The organism is Natronincola peptidivorans, assembly GCF_900111615.1.
Lineage (GTDB): Bacteria > Bacillota > Clostridia > Peptostreptococcales > Natronincolaceae > Natronincola_A > Natronincola_A peptidivorans.
The window spans coordinates 92,960-111,554 of sequence record NZ_FOHU01000009.1; the positions used below are offsets into that span (position 1 = coordinate 92,960).

Annotated in this window: 18 protein-coding genes; 3 read left to right on the forward strand and 15 right to left on the reverse strand. The window is 35.1% G+C overall.

Annotated elements, in window-relative coordinates; all coding sequences use genetic code 11:
• Nucleotides 1–139 precede the first annotated feature (139 nt).
• The 3 genes from sigI to BMX10_RS10805 all read left to right on the forward strand — a co-directional run bounded on the left by sigI (nucleotide 140) and on the right by BMX10_RS10805 (nucleotide 2,534).
• The gene (gene sigI, locus BMX10_RS10795) at nucleotides 140–874 is read left to right on the forward strand and encodes an RNA polymerase sigma-I factor (protein WP_244272698.1); all 735 of its coding nucleotides are present in this window, start codon (nucleotides 140–142) and stop codon (nucleotides 872–874) included.
• Nucleotides 864–2,027, forward strand: a complete 1,164-nt coding sequence (locus BMX10_RS10800) for an anti-sigma factor domain-containing protein (protein ID WP_170834782.1) — start codon at nucleotides 864–866, stop codon at nucleotides 2,025–2,027. Before sigI ends, BMX10_RS10800 begins: the two co-directional genes overlap by 11 nt.
• 81 nt (nucleotides 2,028–2,108) lie before the next feature.
• Nucleotides 2,109–2,534 (forward strand): hypothetical protein, encoded by a 426-nt coding sequence (locus BMX10_RS10805; RefSeq protein WP_090443744.1) that lies wholly within the window; start codon nucleotides 2,109–2,111, stop codon nucleotides 2,532–2,534.
• A 51-nt stretch (nucleotides 2,535–2,585) separates the two neighbouring features.
• Here BMX10_RS10805 and BMX10_RS10810 read toward each other — a convergent pair whose 3' ends face one another.
• From BMX10_RS10810 to BMX10_RS10880, 15 genes are all read right to left on the reverse strand, one after another.
• Nucleotides 2,586–3,998 carry a sensor histidine kinase gene (locus BMX10_RS10810; RefSeq protein WP_090443747.1) on the reverse strand — a complete coding sequence of 471 codons (1,413 nt, stop codon included), beginning with the start codon at nucleotides 3,996–3,998 and terminating at the stop codon, nucleotides 2,586–2,588.
• The gene (locus tag BMX10_RS10815) at nucleotides 3,995–4,672 is read right to left on the reverse strand and encodes a response regulator transcription factor (protein ID WP_090443750.1); all 678 of its coding nucleotides are present in this window, start codon (nucleotides 4,670–4,672) and stop codon (nucleotides 3,995–3,997) included. Before BMX10_RS10815 ends, BMX10_RS10810 begins: the two co-directional genes overlap by 4 nt.
• Before the next feature lie 286 nt (nucleotides 4,673–4,958).
• A complete protein-coding gene (locus BMX10_RS10820) occupies nucleotides 4,959–6,845 on the reverse strand; it encodes a diguanylate cyclase (RefSeq protein WP_170834783.1) in 1,887 nt (628 codons plus the stop codon).
• A 221-nt stretch (nucleotides 6,846–7,066) separates the two neighbouring features.
• On the reverse strand, nucleotides 7,067–7,471 hold the full coding sequence (locus BMX10_RS10825; protein ID WP_090443758.1) for a hypothetical protein: 405 nt from the start codon (nucleotides 7,469–7,471) through the stop codon (nucleotides 7,067–7,069).
• Between the two features lie 329 nt (nucleotides 7,472–7,800).
• Nucleotides 7,801–8,802, reverse strand: a complete 1,002-nt coding sequence (yiaK, locus tag BMX10_RS10830) for a 3-dehydro-L-gulonate 2-dehydrogenase (protein WP_090443761.1) — start codon at nucleotides 8,800–8,802, stop codon at nucleotides 7,801–7,803.
• A gap of 64 nt (nucleotides 8,803–8,866) precedes the next feature.
• Nucleotides 8,867–9,850 (reverse strand): Gfo/Idh/MocA family protein, encoded by a 984-nt coding sequence (locus BMX10_RS10835; protein WP_090443765.1) that lies wholly within the window; start codon nucleotides 9,848–9,850, stop codon nucleotides 8,867–8,869.
• A gap of 329 nt (nucleotides 9,851–10,179) precedes the next feature.
• Nucleotides 10,180–10,434, reverse strand: coding sequence for a hypothetical protein (locus BMX10_RS10840; RefSeq protein WP_090443768.1), 255 nt, complete (start codon nucleotides 10,432–10,434; stop codon nucleotides 10,180–10,182).
• Nucleotides 10,435–10,604: 170 nt separating this feature from the next.
• Entirely contained in the window at nucleotides 10,605–10,943 is a 339-nt protein-coding gene (locus BMX10_RS10845; RefSeq protein ID WP_090443771.1) for a cupin domain-containing protein, read from the reverse strand.
• 212 nt (nucleotides 10,944–11,155) lie between these two features.
• Nucleotides 11,156–12,769 carry a mannitol dehydrogenase family protein gene (locus BMX10_RS10850; RefSeq protein WP_090443774.1) on the reverse strand — a complete coding sequence of 538 codons (1,614 nt, stop codon included), beginning with the start codon at nucleotides 12,767–12,769 and terminating at the stop codon, nucleotides 11,156–11,158.
• A gap of 209 nt (nucleotides 12,770–12,978) precedes the next feature.
• A complete protein-coding gene (uxuA, locus tag BMX10_RS10855; protein WP_090443777.1) occupies nucleotides 12,979–14,049 on the reverse strand; it encodes a mannonate dehydratase in 1,071 nt (356 codons plus the stop codon).
• Between the two features lie 116 nt (nucleotides 14,050–14,165).
• Nucleotides 14,166–14,636: a YcxB family protein gene (locus tag BMX10_RS10860; RefSeq protein WP_090443780.1), complete on the reverse strand. Its 471-nt coding sequence runs from the start codon at nucleotides 14,634–14,636 to the stop codon at nucleotides 14,166–14,168.
• A gap of 8 nt (nucleotides 14,637–14,644) precedes the next feature.
• Nucleotides 14,645–15,937 carry a TRAP transporter large permease gene (locus BMX10_RS10865; RefSeq protein WP_090443784.1) on the reverse strand — a complete coding sequence of 431 codons (1,293 nt, stop codon included), beginning with the start codon at nucleotides 15,935–15,937 and terminating at the stop codon, nucleotides 14,645–14,647.
• Nucleotides 15,927–16,460 carry a TRAP transporter small permease gene (locus tag BMX10_RS10870; RefSeq protein WP_090443788.1) on the reverse strand — a complete coding sequence of 178 codons (534 nt, stop codon included), beginning with the start codon at nucleotides 16,458–16,460 and terminating at the stop codon, nucleotides 15,927–15,929. The genes BMX10_RS10865 and BMX10_RS10870 overlap by 11 nt, the downstream gene beginning before the upstream one ends.
• Nucleotides 16,461–16,588: 128 nt before the next feature.
• Nucleotides 16,589–17,644 (reverse strand): TRAP transporter substrate-binding protein, encoded by a 1,056-nt coding sequence (locus tag BMX10_RS10875; RefSeq protein ID WP_090443790.1) that lies wholly within the window; start codon nucleotides 17,642–17,644, stop codon nucleotides 16,589–16,591.
• A gap of 219 nt (nucleotides 17,645–17,863) precedes the next feature.
• Nucleotides 17,864–18,556 (reverse strand): GntR family transcriptional regulator, encoded by a 693-nt coding sequence (locus tag BMX10_RS10880; protein ID WP_170834784.1) that lies wholly within the window; start codon nucleotides 18,554–18,556, stop codon nucleotides 17,864–17,866.
• Nucleotides 18,557–18,595 lie beyond the last annotated feature (39 nt).

Consider the following 18,595-nt stretch of genomic DNA (forward strand, 5'->3'; position numbering starts at 1 on the left):
TTTCAGCAGACTAGTCTATGAAAAAATGCGTTCTAAATAGAAATCTAAAGACTTCAGTAAAACCGCAAATACACTTAGTAAAATATGCCATAAAAATTCAAAAAATCTCGTATTCCTATAATGTAAGGGGAGGGTGACATTGTCAAACCTAACAAGCTTATTTAAAAAAGATCCACTATCAGAAAGAATTAAAAAAATCAAAAATGGCAACTCAGAGGAAAGAGAAAAAATGATTAAAGATTATATTCCTTTTATCGTAAAAACTATATCCACTAAGCTGAGTAAATATATTGAGGCCGAAAACAGTGAAGAATATATGATTGGGTTAGAAGCATTTAATGAAGCCATCGATAAATATGATTTTTCAAAGGGAAACTTTTTAAGCTATGCTTCTCTAGTGATCAAAAGTAGGATGATTGACTATATGCGAAAAGCGACTCCTGAAAATATCACCATTTCTATAGATCAACTTAACGGAAATGAATCCATTAAGATGAACTATGGATTAGAAGTAAATAAATTTAATGAATGCATGGATTTGCATATAGAATTAAATGAATTTAAAAACAAATTAAATCAATTCAATATCACATTCCATGACCTAGTAGAGAATTCACCAAAGCATAGCCATACACGAATAAGTGCTTTGCAAACAGCTAAATATATTGTTGAGCATCCAAAAGAAAAGGATTTTTTGTATAAAAAAAAACGTCTCCCTTATCTAATTCTTGTATCAGAGTTTAAAATTTCAAGGAAGTTTTTTGATAGAAACAAAAAATTTATAATCGCTGCTGTACTGATATTAGATAGTAACTTAGATATCCTAAAGACCTATATAAATGATGCAAAAAGGGGGAGTTCCAATGGTTTATAAAGGCCGCATAGTAGATATAGAGAAGGATTACGCTGTTGTAATCACCAGTCATATAGAATATTATAAGGTTGTTAAGAAAAATGACTTATATATTGGAAAACAGATCCTTTTTTTAGATGAAGACATCTACAAGGAAAAGAAAAGAAGCTTTATAGCCTTTGTCGGATGTGCAGCTATCTTTATTATCTTACTGCTTTTTACTACACTCATCCCTGAATTTCAAGGGGCCAATTATACTTCAGTTAACCCTGTGGCCATAATAAGCCTAGATATAAACCCAAGTGTTGAATATGAAATAGACAAAGAAGGTATAGTAATAAATATATTTCCAAAAAATCATGAAGGTGCTTTGATTGTCAGTCAAGATATGATAGGACAGGAAATAAAGGATGTATTGTATACATCTATTTTAAATGCCCGAAATAAGAGATATATTACTTCTGATAATAGTTCTGTACTTATAGGAATTGGTATACTGGAGAAGAGTTTTGTTATGGATCTGGAAATCCTTGAGAAGGATATAAGGGATCAAATAAACCTTGTTAATGACTTAAATCATATCAGCATTATCTCACTAAAGGGTAACAAATCCGATATAGAAGCATCTAGGCAACATGCTATAACCTTAGGTAAATATAAGCTATATCAAAAATTATTGCAAAATGAAGTTGTCCTTGAGCTAGAAGATGTTAAATCTATGAAGGTCAAAGAACTACTTGTGGGTCCGATGCATCAATACAAATGGAATAATGGTTATCAATGGAGAAATAAAGAAAATGCCCCGATAGTTGAAGAAAAGGGCTTAGAAATAGAGCCAGGTGTATTGAAAAGACAAACACAAAATCAACCAAACCATAATAATGCCTCAAATTCTAATAATACTACCTCTCCTACCCAAGGTAATAAAAATAGTGGCTATCAATCCCCTCAAATGAAAAAAGAAGGGCAGCTAGAGTATGATAACAATCCAATTACTCCAGAGTCCCACCATGAAGAGCCTCTTGCAAGCGACAAAAATGAAATCATTGAGGAAAACAATGAAGCTCCAAAAATTATTCCTATAGAAAAAGAGCCTAGCCAAGGCTATGCTAATGATTTAGGAAATAAATCCATCGACGATAGACAATCTCGAAAGAAAGGAAATAAAAAGTAATAAAAATAAATATTTATGTTAATTTCACCCAAAAATAATTGCCTTTTTTCGTATTCTATAGTAAAAAAGGAGGTATGTTTCATGCATTATAAATGGAAAAGAATTTTTGCCCTTTTCATTGTTTCAATGTTTGTATTTGCTGGCATTTCAGGATCTATAGCCTATGCGGAAAAAGGAGCTGGCGGAAACAGAAACGTTAGCGTAGCCGCTGACAGAACTCGTGACCAGATACGTGATCAGATAAGAGATAAAGACTGTGTAGAAGAACCTCGTCATCAATATTGTAACAAAGATATTACCATTGATTGCGACCAAGATAGACTTCGACAAAGGCTATGGGAGTGTAATGAAAACTGCGAGTGCATAAACGATTATTTGCGAGAAAGGACAAGGTTACACCTCTATTGGGAAGATTATGTCGACAACGACGAGTTACCAACTCGGCTTCTAAAAACTCGGTCAAGACTCCAGGAAATGTATCAGGCTAAGTATGCAGAAGCAAAATGAAAACTAAAAAAGCGTACCATCATTTTTCAGATGGTACGCTTTTTTATGTTATCAGTTTTGTTTTTTAATATCAAAATAGAAGCAAACGCCTTTATCAGTATTTTCAACGCCATAACTGCTACCATGAAGCTCTAAAACATTTTTTACAATAGCTAGTCCTAGGCCTGTACCACCTTTTTCTTTCTCACCCTTATAAAAGCTTTCCCAAATATAAGGTATCTCTTCCTGTGCAATTCTTTCTCCATCATTGTAAATACCAGTCCAGACCTTGGTGCCTTCATTCTTCGTGATTATTTTTATATGCCCCCCATGATTCGTATGATTCACTGCATTTTGTAATAGATTCGTCAAAACTTGCTCTATCCTGTGTTCATCCCCTAGAACCATGCAATTGTATCCATTTCCTTTAATCTCAACAATTAGATCTTTTTCTTTTTTCATTATTTCAAATTTACAGAGGGTCTTATTAATCAGGTCTCCATAATTAAATCCCTCTATATTGACCTTAAAAGTACCAGACTCAAGCTGACCTAAATCCAACATCTCTCTTACTAATCTACTCATCTTATGAGTTTCCATTTCAATGATTTTAAAATACGCTTCTTGTTCCTCTTCACTTGTTGCTATCCCGTCCTGCAATGCTTCGATATAGCCACTAATCACCGATATAGGTGTTTGTAATTCATGAGAAACACGGGAAACAAATTCCTTTCTCATTTTTTCTAGGTTTTTTTCCTTAGCTAATTCTTTTTCTAATTCTCCAATGGTGCTTTGTAAACGGTCTGTCAAAAAATTTAATGTTTCTCCCAGCTGTCCGATTTCATCCTGCCGATCTTCCTCCCATTTAACTTTAAAATTGAACTCAGCCATTTCCTTTGCGATGTCATTCAATTTAACCAAGGGGTTAATCAACTTTCTTGAAAAGAAAGCTGCAAGCAAAAGAGCAACAATAAGTCCTATCCCCAGCAAATAAATATAAAATCCTCTTGCAATAGCAATGGCTTCTTCAATTGTCTGAAAATGTATCTGTATCAAGTAAATATATTGTTCTCCTGGTGCTACAACTACAAGGAATTCTAGATTTCCTCTGGTTCCAGATGCCTGATAAGAAGCTGTCTTGCCAGATAATACAGTTTGCCATTCCTCAGAAGGTATCCTAGTTCCTCTAAACTGTCCCATCATTCCTTCATGATAGAGCATATTTCCTTCTCTATCAAGAATTGCAATTCTGCCATTGATTCTTGCTGAAACGTCTTCAAGAACTTCTCTTGAAGTGTCATTCCATTCATCTTTACCTATGGCTTTTTCTACTTCTTTTGCATAATCTTCCAGGATTTTCACCTTTTCTTGCTGATAGTATTGAGGTAACAGCTTTACCTGTACCATCCATAGCACAGTAATCATAATTATTGTGAATAAAAGAAAAAACAGAAATAGCCTAGAAAAAATAGATTTCGTTCTCATGCCTTCACCTCAAACCTATACCCAGTCCCTCTTATGGTTTTAACAAACTCTCCATAATCCCTCAGCTTTTGACGCAATCTTTTAACATGAGTATCTACGGTCCTTAAATCTCCATAATAATCATATCCCCATACACCATTCAAAATCATTTCTCTAGTCAATGCCTGATTTTTATTATGAAGAAAGTACAGCAATAAGTCATACTCTTTAGGACTGAGTTCTAGTATATCGCCTTTTAGAACTACCTGATGAGACTTTTTATCTACTTTCAACTCTTCTATCTCTATAATATCCTCTGATATTGCTTGATTACTCCTTTTTAATAGCGCCTTCACCCGAGCAACTAATTCTTTCGGGCTGAAGGGTTTGGTCATGTAATCATCCGCCCCTAGTTCAAAACCGAATAGCTTATCGGTTTCTTCACTTCGAGCAGTTAACATAATAATTGGAATATTGCTTTCTTCTCTTACTTTTTTGCACAATGTCCAACCATCGTATTTTGGGAGCATAATATCTAGAATAGCGAAGTCAATTTTGTTTTCTTCCCATATTTTAATAGCTTCAAGCCCATCTGCTGCTTCAAGGACATGAACCCCTTCCTTGACCAAATATGCCTTCACTAGCTTCCGAAGCTTTTCCTCATCTTCTACTAATAGAAGATTTATTCCTACCATTAGAACCACTCCATTTCTTTTCTACTGCGGCAACTTTTGTAGTTGCGTCTGTAAGGCTTACAACCTTCACTTATTCTTTATATTATCATTCTATCAGATTTTTTTCTTTTGTTATAGTTTCTTCTAAAAAATCTACACCCAGGCTCTTTATTATTGACTACAAAAGCTTTCCTTCATATTAGTATAAATGTAAAAAATATTTCTATATACAGTATAGAGCGAATTACTTGCGCATATTAAAAGGCAGACTTTCACTTTTATAAAAGCCTGCCTTTTAAATCTTTTTTTAATTGCCCTCCATATATGTTCGATCACGTCCCCCTTGCTTTGCTTTGTACAATGCTTGGTCCGCTTCATTCAATACATCAGTAGCTTTGTTTTTGGTATCTGCCATAGTAGAAATAGCTCCTACACTAATGGTTATTATATCAGCGATGAGAGAAAACTCATGAGGAATTTTCATTTCTTTTACCAGCACTCTTAATTCCTCTGCAATCTCATAGGTTTCCTGCATATCCTTATCTAAATATAATACAACAAATTCTTCACCGCCATATCTTGCTATAAAAGCATCTCTATCCTTTTTTACCCTTCTATAAAGAAAGCTTGCAATTTGCTGAAGAGCTTCATCAGCTTTGATATGACCGTAGTTATCATTGTAATTTTTAAAGAAATCAATATCAAAAAAAAGAATTGATAACCTCAAGCCTTTTTCAGCTGCATATTGCCAATAGTATTCCAGCTTATCATCAAGTTGTAATCTATTAGGTATTCCTGTAAGACCATCCTGCATAGAAAGCTCATACAATCGTCTATTGGTATCCTCTAATTCCTCAGTCCGTTTTTCAACTAGTTTTTCCAAATCCTCATTCATTTCACATAGTTCCTGAAACATCTTATCATTTTCAACAACTAGTTTCTCTACCTTTTCAAATTCCCTGTAAAGATACAGTATTAATACATATCCTAAAGAAATAACGTAGATATACATTCCAATCTGCACTTTATAGGTAACGTCAATAACAAGATAAGTGATTATAATATCATGGATTGCCAAAATAAATACAATAATTTTTCCAGTCAGCAAAACATAAAAATCTGGCAAAGATCTATCAAAGTTTTTGATTAGAGCTATAAAAAGGTAAATGGCATAGATCGTCTGTATTGCATTCACATAAATTATTACACTATCATAGGCCTTGTGAGGTAGGAATATAATTAATGGAAGCATTATAATGATAAAAATCTTCCACGCCTTTGTATATTTCACTGTGAAATAATTTTTGTATAAATCCCCTAAAAAAAGCAGCACTACCGATATACCAATATAGGAAAACCCTGCCTCCATACGGTTTCCAATTTCCCAGTTAAAATCCTTCAGTACCTGAGCTAAATAAATTTCATTGGTTAGCAGCGTTCTTGAAAGAAATATAAAACATATGCAAGTGAAATATAGGATAATATTCTCATCTTTTCTCATAAAATACAGCAATAGAAAGAATATCCCTGAAATAAAAAAGCTTCCTGCCATAAAAATGTCTAGGGCAATTTGTTTTTCTCTAGTACTAGATAAGTACTCTAAATTCCCTAATAATATGGATTTAGATATGCCTCCCCTGTAAAAATGGTGATTTGTAATCTGAAGAACAAGCTCATTTGTGCCACTTCTAGGAAAAATTCTTATTACTTCTGGCCTTCTTTGCACTATTTCCTCTGCCTTGTTTAGTCCAATCTCACCATTTGTTGAAACCAATTCTCCATTCAACCACAGTTTGTAGGCAGAATAAACAAAGGGCATTTTTATTGCTATACCTTGGTTGTCTTCTATTGAGCTGTTGTCTATTGTTAAAAAAAATCGATAAGTAGCTGCACCTGTCTCTCCTAAAGAAGATCCTCTATAGGTTTGTCCTTTCCATAGCTGAGGCACTGTTAAATAGTCCATAGTTTCTTCCTCTATCTGATTAAACTCAGAAGGATCTACCAATTGATTCCAATAAAACTCCCATTCGCCTTTTAACGCAATAGCTCGATTATTTTCAATCCTATCAATAGAAATTTTTCCTTTTTGAGCGTTGCCTTGCTCCACATCAATTTTGATAAAACTGCTTGTCAGCAATAGCAAAGTTATAACAGCTAAAATCCCTATACTGATTATCAATTTACCCTTCCTCATCTTATGCCTCCCAGCCATGCATCTTTATGATTAATACAGCTTTATCCTATTCTTCATACTTCATTAGCAAATACATTTTATAACAATATATTTCTACAAAAAAGTCTAATTCCTACATTTTACAAGAAATATTATAGATGGTTTCCATAGGATAAATCCACATTCCTCGTAACAGAATAACGCCATTATCGCGATTGCCTTATCGTAGTAAAAAAGACCGTTTAGTTAACGGTCTTATCAATATTAAGTGCTTTCAACACCTTTTCCCCTAGATTGTCTAGTGGTCCATTCCCTGTTTCTGCTGTTTCTGCTGTTTCTGCTTTTTCTTCTATTTCTATTGGTTTATCAATGTTGAGGGCTTTTAGCACCTTTTCTTCTAGATTGTCTAATGGTCCATTCCCTATTTTTGCTTTTTCTCTTCTTGTATTTTCAATCTCTTCTTGGCTAGATTCTACAAGCTTTTTTGTATTACATATCGGACAGTGTTCTTTGCTTTTCAAAGCTACATGATAAACTGCATATCCTATTCCTCCTACAACAGTAAAACATAGGATAATAAACCAACCCCAATTCCACTTGGATTTTACAGGTTCAACATGCTTCTGGCATAATACACAGTATTTCATAACATACCTCCATTCAGGTTAATGGTTTTATAAACATTATAAACAAAATTAATTGAAAATTATGTCGAAATATGAAGAAAAATATAATATTTTTTTCGTAAAGGATTGACATTTCTCAAATTGATAGAAAAAGTCTGTTAATACAGCAATAATTTAATCCAAAAAAAACACCAGTACTCTTATAAATACTGGTGTTGCTAAGCTTTCATAGCACGCGCTGAGGATTCGGTGTGTCTATTGCTATATATTTTGTAAGACTTCTTGAAACTTCCCTACAGCTGCAGTTTTCATAATAGAAGTAGCTAATTAATGAATATCAACTTCTCTCGTTATAGCTTCAACAATATTTCCCACATTTCCTCGTTTACGGGGATACCTTCTGTCATATTCTCTACTCTTTCTCTAGCAGGCCTTTCTCCAGGATAAAGGATATCGGTAACGCCTATTTTCTTTGCTGATGTCTTAATATACTCCGACATGTTTTCTATATAAGCATCAGCATAATCTTCACCAGCATATACTACGGGATTGATTGCGATAAATACCTGTGAAATACCTGTATCGTTTTGAATCTCCCTCAAATCATAGGTGGATTTGCCAACTGATAGTGCTGCTACTACCATGTCAATGGCTATAGCAAGTCCAGATCCCTTCCAATAGCCTGTAGGAAGAACCTCACCACCATCTAATATCGCATCGGGATCATCAGTAGAATTTCCATCTTTATCATAACCTCCTGTAACCGGCAGCTTCTTTCCGGCAAGAGAGTATGTTTGCAGTTTTCCAAAGGAGAACTGAGACTGAGCCATGTCCAATAACACATGTCCTCCACTTTTATGTGGGATAGATATAATCAAGGGATTATTTCCTATGCGCTTTTCCGTACCACCCCATGACGGCATATTGGGGAATGTATTTGTCATGCAAATACCGATACACCCTGCATTGGCAGCCCTCAATCCATAGGTGCCTCCACGAAGCCAGTGATTCGTGTTTTTAAGCGCAACACATCCTATCCCATATTGTCCAGCCAATTCAATAGCTCTGTCCATGGCAATACAAGCATTTATTGGACCAAAACCCAGTTGTCCATCCCATTGTTCAAGTGCCCCGGCATTATTCAACTTTACTGGATGTCTATCGGGCTTAATCATACCTTCATCTATTGATTTTACAATGACAGGAAACCTGTTTAGTCCATGGGAATATACTCCGTCACGACTGTTATCTGCAATTATGGACGCTCCCATCTCCGCAGCTTCTGCTTCAAATCCTCTACTTAAAAGAACTCTCTTTAGTTCACTTTTCAGTTTATCATAAGATACACGCATTAATAGACCTCCTATAGTTCTAGTTTTTATTAATAGGACAAATTTTCTCCTTAGTGTTCAGTTATTATTTCTTATAGTAGTTTTTCACAATCTGATCTATAACCCAACTTGTTCTTGCAGCACTTTTCCCACTACTAGGACATTTTGACTCCCCATTCAATTCATTAACAACTGTTTGAATTAATGGTTGTTGAATGTGTTTAGGATTTTCTATTGGAAATTTTGTGATTTTTTCTTCAGTAGTTAATACAACTGGTTCTGAACTAAAAGTGGAAAATTCAATTTTTCCTTTACTTCCAATGATTTCATTCATTTCATAGTTTTCAAATGCTGAGAAGCACCATACTCCTATACCCTGAACTCCCGATTCAAAAACAAAATTACCTGTAACAATATCATCAGCTTTATATAACTGTGCTTGATTATCTATACTTCCTTTAGCCTCTTTAATAGGTCCTAAAATATAATCTAATATATCTAAGGTGTGACAACCCATATCTAGAAATTTGCCACCTCCAGAAATCTCTGGTATTACACGCCAAGGTAAATTCTTTCCTTCTATTTCTTCTTGATGAGGTTTCTCAAAATGTCTTACTGTAACAAATCTAACATCTCCAATTATACCACTTTCGATTAATTCCTTTACTTTAATAAATTGTGGAAGTGCTCTTCTATAAAAAGCTACATACAATGGAACATTCACTTTTTCACATTCTTGAATCATTAATTGACAATCATTATAGCTAAGAGCCATAGGTTTTTCTACATATACAGGTTTCCCAGCCTTTGCACACCGGATTGTATATTCTTTGTGAGAAACAGGTGGAGTAGCTATATATACCGCATCTACCTCAGGGTCATTTATAAGCTCATCTGCATCATCATACCATTTAGGAACATTATGTCTTACTGCATAGTCTTTAGCAAGGTTGCTATTTCTTCGCATAACTGCAATTAAAGTAGAATTATTGGCTTTTTCAAATCCAGGGCCACTTTTTACTTCTGCGACTTCTCCACACCCAATCATTCCCCAACGTATAACCCTCATTATTTATCGACACCTTTCAATATTTATATTATTATTAATAACTTAATCCTATTATTCATACCCATCTCAAGATGTAGTAATCTAGAATATTAGTTAATAGATATAGTAGGCGAGGCACTTGGAATTCTGAATTGATGGATTAATTAAGTATAAAAATCCTAGAACTGTTATAGACATACGCTTTTAAATCTAAACTTTAATATACACGTCCTACGGTTTCGCCCAAAACCATGGGCTGCAAATGTAGTCCTTAGTATATTAAAATTCAGAGACGTATGTCTATACTAAAACAAAATATGTAATCAACTTTTATAGTATTTTGAAATTCTTTATTCCACTTCACTTCTAACAGCCATATTTAGCCTTGACACCTTTAGAATCACACATATTATCATTAAAATAATAGCTCCCACAATAGCACCCATACCAGCTAAAATGCCAAAAGAGTCCGATAATGCCCCGGTTATGATTGGCATCATAATAGCGCCAATGCCTGCTACCATTAGTAAGACACCCATGGCCATGGGATAAGACTTCGTGATATTCCCAACTGTAGAAACTGTTGTAGGATAAATACCTGCCATAGAAAAACCTAATCCGATTATAGCAATGACAATTACCTTTAAATTATTTGTAGAAAGTATAGATAAGCAGTCCCATGATTAAATAAATAATGCTAACCGTTACATTTGTAGATTATAACCTTAACTCCCAGCGAATGTAGATGAGAAATCTGTTAAGCAATAAAACATCTTTACTTTTTATTTAAAAAATCCTCCCTATGGGGAGTAAATATGTCCAAAAGTATCCCTTTTTTAGTACATTTGCATCCATGCACCAGGTTAGGCATCTTATATAGGGTATCACCCTTCTTTACAGTTTTTGTAGTTCCATTGATTTCAAACTCAAACTCCCCCTCCAAAACATAGGAAAGCTGCGTATGAGGATGACTATGTAGTGGTCCTACAGCGTCTTTTTCAAAGTGTACTTCAACAGCCATAAGCTGCTCTCCGTAGGCTAATATTTTTCTTTTTACTCCTTCTGAAACTGTTTCAAGCTTACAATCTTCAGTAAAAACAAAAGGCTCATTCATGATGATTACTCCTCTCTGAAAAGATAGTATTTTAATTTCCTTAAATTTGCATTTAATGTATCACCAAGGTTGAGTTTCAGCTTTCTTATGGGATTAGAAATGTTTCAAGGTTAACTGATAAATGTAAGATATAATAAGAAAAAGGGGGAAATCTGGTGAAAAACCATATTTTTCAAGGATTCTTCTGTTTATTTCCCTCCACATAAATCTATTTAATAAACATATTTTTTTAGTGTTTCTCTAACAGCACCCTTTTTCGATACCAATTCTTCAAAATAACCTTCAACTTTTTCTCCTAAACCTGCATCATAAAGATTTACACCAAATATTTTTTCATTTGATAAAATTGGTTTAAGCTTGTCATGGAATGGTCCTTTATCACCAAGAGCAATAGCTGTAACATAAGGTGCTACCTCTCCTAACAGGGGATCTGGGCTTAACTCCATTTTATCTCCATTGTCATCAATACCCATCAAGTATCTACACCATCCAGCTAACACAAGGGGAATAAGCTTTAAATCTGTAACATTTAAATCTTCTCTTGCCATATAAGCTTTTATTGTTTCTCCAAAGCGAATTCCTAGCTTCTGAGAAGTATCTGTGGCAATTCTCTGGGGTGTATCTGGCATGAATGGATTTAAAAACCTTACTTGAAGTACTTCATCAATGAATTTCTTCGGATCAATAATCTCTGGATTTACAACTACAGGTAGTCCTTCTTCATACCCTATTCTCTCAACCAATGTCCTCAATTCAGGATCCTTCATTTCTTTGGATATCAGTGTATAGTCCAGCAAACATCCATATATAGCTAGGGCTGTATGGAGGGGATTCAGGCAAGTACAAACCTTCATTTTTTCAACTTTGTCGACGGTTTCTCTATCTGTAAAGATAACTCCACCTTCTTCAAGATGAGGTCTTCCATTGGGGAATAGATCCTCTATAACTAAATACTCCGGTTCTTCTGCATTTACGAAGGGGGCCACATAAGTATTTTTTGATGTAACAATATCTTCTACATCTTCAAAGCCATCCTCTGCAAGCATCTCTCTTACACTTGGATCAGGTCGTGGTGTAATCTTATCAATCATAGACCATGGGAAAGATACTGATTTAGGATCTCTAACATAGTCTTCAAAACCGTTATCTGCCAAGCCATTTTCTACCCATTTTTGCGCAAAGATATTTACCGCATAAAAAAGCTTTGTGCCATTATGTGACATATTGTCCATACTTACTAGTGCAAGTGGTGTTTTACCGCTCATGTATCTTTCATATAAAAGAGAAGCTAGTTTTCCGATATAACTTACTGGATTTTCAGGACCATTATTAAAATCTTCAACTACCGCAGGAAAGTATTCTCCCTTGGCATCATTTAAACTGTATCCCTTTTCTGTGATTGTAAAGCTTACCATTTGCAAGCATGGATTGACAAAAACCTCTTTTAACCTATCCCAGTTTTCTTTATTCTGTGGATCTACAATCAAGGATTCTACAATGCTGGCTACAACCGTCTTATCTATACTTCCATCTGACTTTAAGGTAACAAGCGCACTTAGGTTATCGTGAGGTTCATTCATCTTTTCTATGATTTCATAGTCAAATCCCTCTGCTACGATGATCCCCTTATCACTCTTACCCTCATTTAAAATGTTTTGCTGGACATTTGCTATAAATGCTCTAAAGATATTACCTGCACCAAAATGAATCCATGTAGGATTAGTCTTTGTATTTGCTTTAACTTGCTGAATATTAAATTTAGGAAGCTTAAATTCTGCATTTTCCCATACCTTCTTATCGTTTAAATCCTTTAAATTTAACTTCACTTTAGTCCACCTCTTTCTCTAGGTTTATACTTATCCATTAGATTCATTCGTAATATTCATATAGTCCTACACAAGTTCTAGTAGTGTATCACTGGACTAGAATTTTAATATACTAAGGGCTACATTTGCAGCCCGGGGGTTTAGGCGAAACCGTAGCCCTTGTATATTAAGTTTCCTAATCATACATCTATATATTGATAGGTTTTAGATTATTTTTTAGATGACTTCTCTATTGCTTCCCATAATCCATTTAGGTAGGTTGCACCTAATGCTCTATCATATAAACCATAACCAGGCATCGCTTTTTCACCCCAAATCATCCTTCCGTGGTCAGGGCGAATTGGTCCCGTCATACCGATATCATAAAATGCTTTGATAATTTCAAACATATCTAAAGATCCATCTGAAGATAAATGAGCCGCTTCGTCAAACTTGCCCGGGGCAAGATGGATAAGGTTTCTTACATGGCCAAAGTGAATTCTTCCCTTGAAGCTCCTTATCATATCAGGGATATCATTGTCAGGGTTCGAGCCTAAAGAACCTGTACATAATGTAAGACCATTATTGATGCTGGGAACGGCATCTAATAATCTTTGAATATTTCCCTTATTATTTATAATTCGTGGTAAACCAAATACAGACCATGCCGGATCATCCATATGAATGGCCATTTTGATTCCATATTTTTCACAGGTTGGTATAATCGCCTTCAGGAAATATACAAGATTTTGGAATAACTTTTCTTCATCTACTTCTCTATACATTTCAAATAATTCTTTTACCCTTGCAAGTCTATCTGGTTCCCAACCAGGCAGAATAAATCCACCAGAGTTGGCATCCATTTCTTCAAACAGTTTAGAAGGATCAATCTTATCGACAAGTTCCTGATCATAAGAAAGTACTGTGGATCCATCAGACCTTTCTTTCGCAAGGGCCGATCTTGTCCAGTCAAATACAGGCATGAAATTATAGCATACTAAATCGATTCCTTCCTTACCAAGGTTTTCTAGAGTTTCGATGTAATTTGTAATATATTGCTCCCTTGTAGGAAGACCGATTTTAATATCATCATGTATGTTTACACTTTCAATACCACTCAATTCCAGACCTGCTGCTTCTATTTCTTCCTTCATAGCTCTGATGGCATCTCTACTCCATACCTCTCCAGGCTTAGTATCATAAAGAGTAGTAATAACACCTACACAACCAGGAATCTGCCTTATTTGCTCTAAGGTTACGGTATCATGTTTGCTTCCAAACCATCTTAATGTCATTTTCATTTTTGTAGACTCCTCTCTATTTTTATAGAAAACTAAACTATACTAGTAATTAATATAATTCCTTGTTTTTTCAGTACTTCTCACATGATTCATGATTTTTCAACAGATAAATATGCTTATTTTTTAATCTTTGAAGATACATAGTCATAAAAGGCTTCTTTCTTTTCTCCTAACACCCTATTGGTTAGTATAAAACCATGTTTATCCGTTGACAATATAACAATCATACTAGGTTTTTTTAATACGCCTTTTATGGCATTCCATTTTAAATCTGAACTTTGTTTTTCAGTTATTACATGAATTCCATTATCATCAAAGCCTATCTCCATATCCTGTGGAATCGTTGCTGCCTGTCTTTTTCCACGGATATAAACAACTATGGGTTGAATAACTGTAAATAAGCAAATACCGGCTATTAGCAGGATTTTTATAAGGCTATTTACATCTCCCCAAAATCTTCCTGTCAACAATAGCATCGCAACAGTAAATATAATATTACATACCCCTACCATTGAACCATAAACACCATACATGGATAACTGCCAAATATCAAAAGCTGTTGTTTGATAATTGAATTTATATTTCATATCTCTCACTACCTAAATAAGGCTGGAAGCCATAAACTAATTGAAGGAACAAAGGTAATCAATATTAGGGTAATGATCATACATATATAAAATGGTAATGTGGCTCTTACAACCCGCTCCATTGGCACTTTACCAACTGCTGAACCAATAAATAACACGCCACCCACGGGTGGAGTTAAAAGACCTATACCACAGTTTAGAATAATCATAATACCAAACTGAATAGGATGAAGTCCAATTGAAGTGGCAATTGGCAGCAAAATTGGGGTAGCAATCAGGATTATTGGAGCCATGTCCATAATAGTTCCAAGAACCAAAAGAATAAGGTTTAAAAGCAGTGCTAAAAGAATTGGGTTATCCGTAAGACCTAAAATTGCATTAGCTGCTAATTGTGGAACCCCCAATCGTGTTAGTAAGAATCCAAAAATACTAGAAGTTGCAATCAGAATCAGTACGATAGAAAGTGTATCTATACATTTTTCAAGCACTTTCCAAACGCCCTTCCAATCAAGACCTTTGTAAATAAATACGCTAACGATCAAGCTGTAAATAACCGCAATAGCTGCCGATTCTGTAGCTGTAAAAATACCACCAACCACACCTACTACAACAATCAGAACAGCTGCAAGGGCCCAAAAAGAAATAAAAATTTGTTTTAATAAATTTATCAGGTTAAACTTTTCCCCCTTTGGATAGTTTCTCTTAACTGAAATGATGTAAGAGCCTATCATCAAGGATATCGCTAGTATTGCCGCTGGTACATAGCCTGCAAGAAAAAGGCTTCCCACTGAAACACCACCTGCAGTCGTGGCATAGATAACCATGTTATGACTTGGGGGAACCAAAAGCCCCTCAACGGATGAGGTAATGGTAACTGCCGTAGAAAAATCATCATCATAACCTTGGTCTACCATCATAGGGATTAGAATACTGCCAAGAGATGCAGTATCTGCAGATGCAGAACCAGAAATGCCTCCAAAGAAATATGAGGCAACGATGTTAACCATCGCCATACCTCCTCGCATCCAGCCTACACAGGCCTTTGCCAAGCCAATTAGTCTTTCAGAGATTCCTCCCGACCCCATAAGAACCCCCATTGTAATAAAGAAAGGTACAGCCATAAGACTGAAGGAACTAATTCCTCTTACCATCTGCTGAGCAATGGTTGTAAGTGGAAGTCCTTGGTACAAAAGAGTGAACACAGATGATAAAGCTACTGCATAAGCAATAGGAAATCTTAAAAATACCATAACGAAAAAACTACCTAGTAAAATCAGTATTGCCATACTCTCAGCACTCATTGTATACCTCCTCTTTCAGAAAAATCCCTCTAATATGATTATATATGGCCTCTAATTCGAAAATCACCATAGCTATACCTGCTAGAGGAACGGGGAAATACATCCAAAATCTAGAGACGCTTGGCATACTTACATAGGACCCTCTAGAACCAAGCAGCACTGCATATCTCCAGCCTACTACTATCATAACAACTCCCAGGGCTAGAACAGCAACATCTGCAAGAAGATCCAAAGCCACTATCAGTTTTTTTGGCAAATACTTATCAAATGCTGTCATACGAATATGTGCCTTTCTTCTGATGGCTAAAGCTGCTGAAAGAACTGCCGTAAAGGCCATACAAGTTAAAACCACTTCTTCACTCCATGCTGGGTCTGGGATAAAAGAAACGTATCGCCCAGTCACTGCCATAGTGGTAATGAAAATAACTATTATCAAAAGTACCTTGCATATAAAAAGAACTATCTTATATGTCATATCATATGCCGGTTTTATCTTGTCTATCGTATTAAAAATGTTTGACATACATTACCTCCTCCTCTAACTAAAGTTCTCTTTAAAAATAGGCACAAAGGTTGTAGTTTACCTCTGTGCCTTTTAATATCATCCTAATTTAAACAATATATATTCTATTTTAAGACCTTTTGTGGGTATTATTGCATGTCTACAAGTCTTTGATATAGTTCAGCATTATTTGTTGTTTCAGCAGCTACAACATCTTTAACTGCTTCCTGCCAAGGGGTAATATCATTAACTTCTACAATATTAATACCTTCTGCTTTTAACTCATCTAGTACTTTATTTTCAGCTTCTTCAGAGATTTCTCTATTAAATGCTGATGCATATCTACCAGCTTCCATAAGAATATCTTGTTGTTCTGCTGTCAGTTTATCCCAAGCTTCGTCTGTAATAACTACCTGGATTGCTCCAAGTGTATGTCCATTAAGAATCATGTTTGGTGCAACTTCGTGGAATGCATTTGATTTGTAGTTTGCGATAGGCTGTTCAGCTCCATCTACTACACCTGTTTGAAGTGCAGAATAAAGCTCACCGAAGGATACAACTGTAGGGTCGGCACCAATTCCTCGTACCATACCATTCATAACAGGGTCATTTGATACTCTTAGTTTCATACCTCTTAAGTCTTCCATAGTATTAACTTCATCAACTGTGAAGAAATGACGGAAACCTTCTTCTCCATAGAATAAGCCTCTAACACCACTGCCATTTTCGTGTGGCTCTAGAAGGAATTCAGGAGCTAAGTCAGATGTAGCAAAATTCCAGAAATGCTCACGATTTACAAATGTAAAAGGAATAGAAAGAAGTTTTGACTTTTCTCCACCATAGCTTGTAAGGGCAAAGGCTGAGATACGGGAGATATCAATTGTTCCACCACCGCCCAGCATTGTATCAAGTACATCATTTTCTGATCCTAAAACACCGCTGGCCATAATATCAATCTTAATCTTTCCACCTGAAAGCTCTTCAACTTTTTCTTTAAAAACAGTACCTGTTTGACCAACAATAGTGTCAAGTGGGTTAACTTCTGCATAGACAAGGGTAATTTCTGGTCCGTCTTGACCTGTTTGTCCTTGAGTCGGCTCTTCTGTTGTTGTTTCCTCTGGTGTTTGGCCTCCACAACCTACTAATGATGCAAGAATTAGCACTAATACAAGAGATAATGATAATAATTTAAAACTTTTTTTCATATTTCCCCCTCCTAAAATTTAATTTCTTAATATTTGCATTGTAGAAAGTTCCTAAAAATTCTTTTTCTTTAAATCAGTACCTACATCTAGGAAATTTCCACATTAATGCCAGTAATTTTTCTTTGCATGAGATAACGTTTTCATAAGCTTGCCAACAATTCTTCATCTCATTGATACTATTGAAAACCTAATAATCCCCTTGGTATCCATAGTAAGATTTTACGATTCATCTTTAAAGTATTGAGGATACTTTTCTTTTAATGCTATCTGCTCAAATATCAACTTTTTGATATGATTATTTAAAACTTTTTGCCCCATTTCCGCATCATGAGTTTTAATACTCTCTAAAATCTGCACATGTTGTCCAATAACAGTTTTCCAATTGATATCTGCAATAAAGGTAAGCATACGAACACGCTTGTATTCTGAATTGATCTGTTCTATAAAAGACCATGTTCTTTCTTTATTGCATCCCATAAATATGGTTTTATGAAACTCTTCATCCATTTCTAAAAACTCAAAGAATAATCTCTTCTCTATTAGTCTTTTTTGTTCATATATATTCTCTTGAAGAGTATCTAATAACTCCTCTGGAAACCTTTCTGTAGCAATCTTAAGCACAGACTGCTCTAAACTCTCCCTAATAAACCTTGCATCTTCCACAATGTCTAAATCTATATAAGAAATATAAGTTCCTCTCTGAGGAAGGATGTAGAGCAAGCCTTCTTTGGCTAATTTAATGAAAGCTTCTCTGACGGGTGTTCTACTAACATTCAGAAGATCAGAAACCTCCTTTTCACTCACCCGATTACCTGGAGCCATGTTAAGGTTAATAATGTTTTTTTTGATGACTTCATATACATGATCACCAACTGTGGTTCCATTTCTTTGCTTTTCTATTGCTATATTCATATATTCACTTCCCATAAAGAATAATTTCATCTATTATGT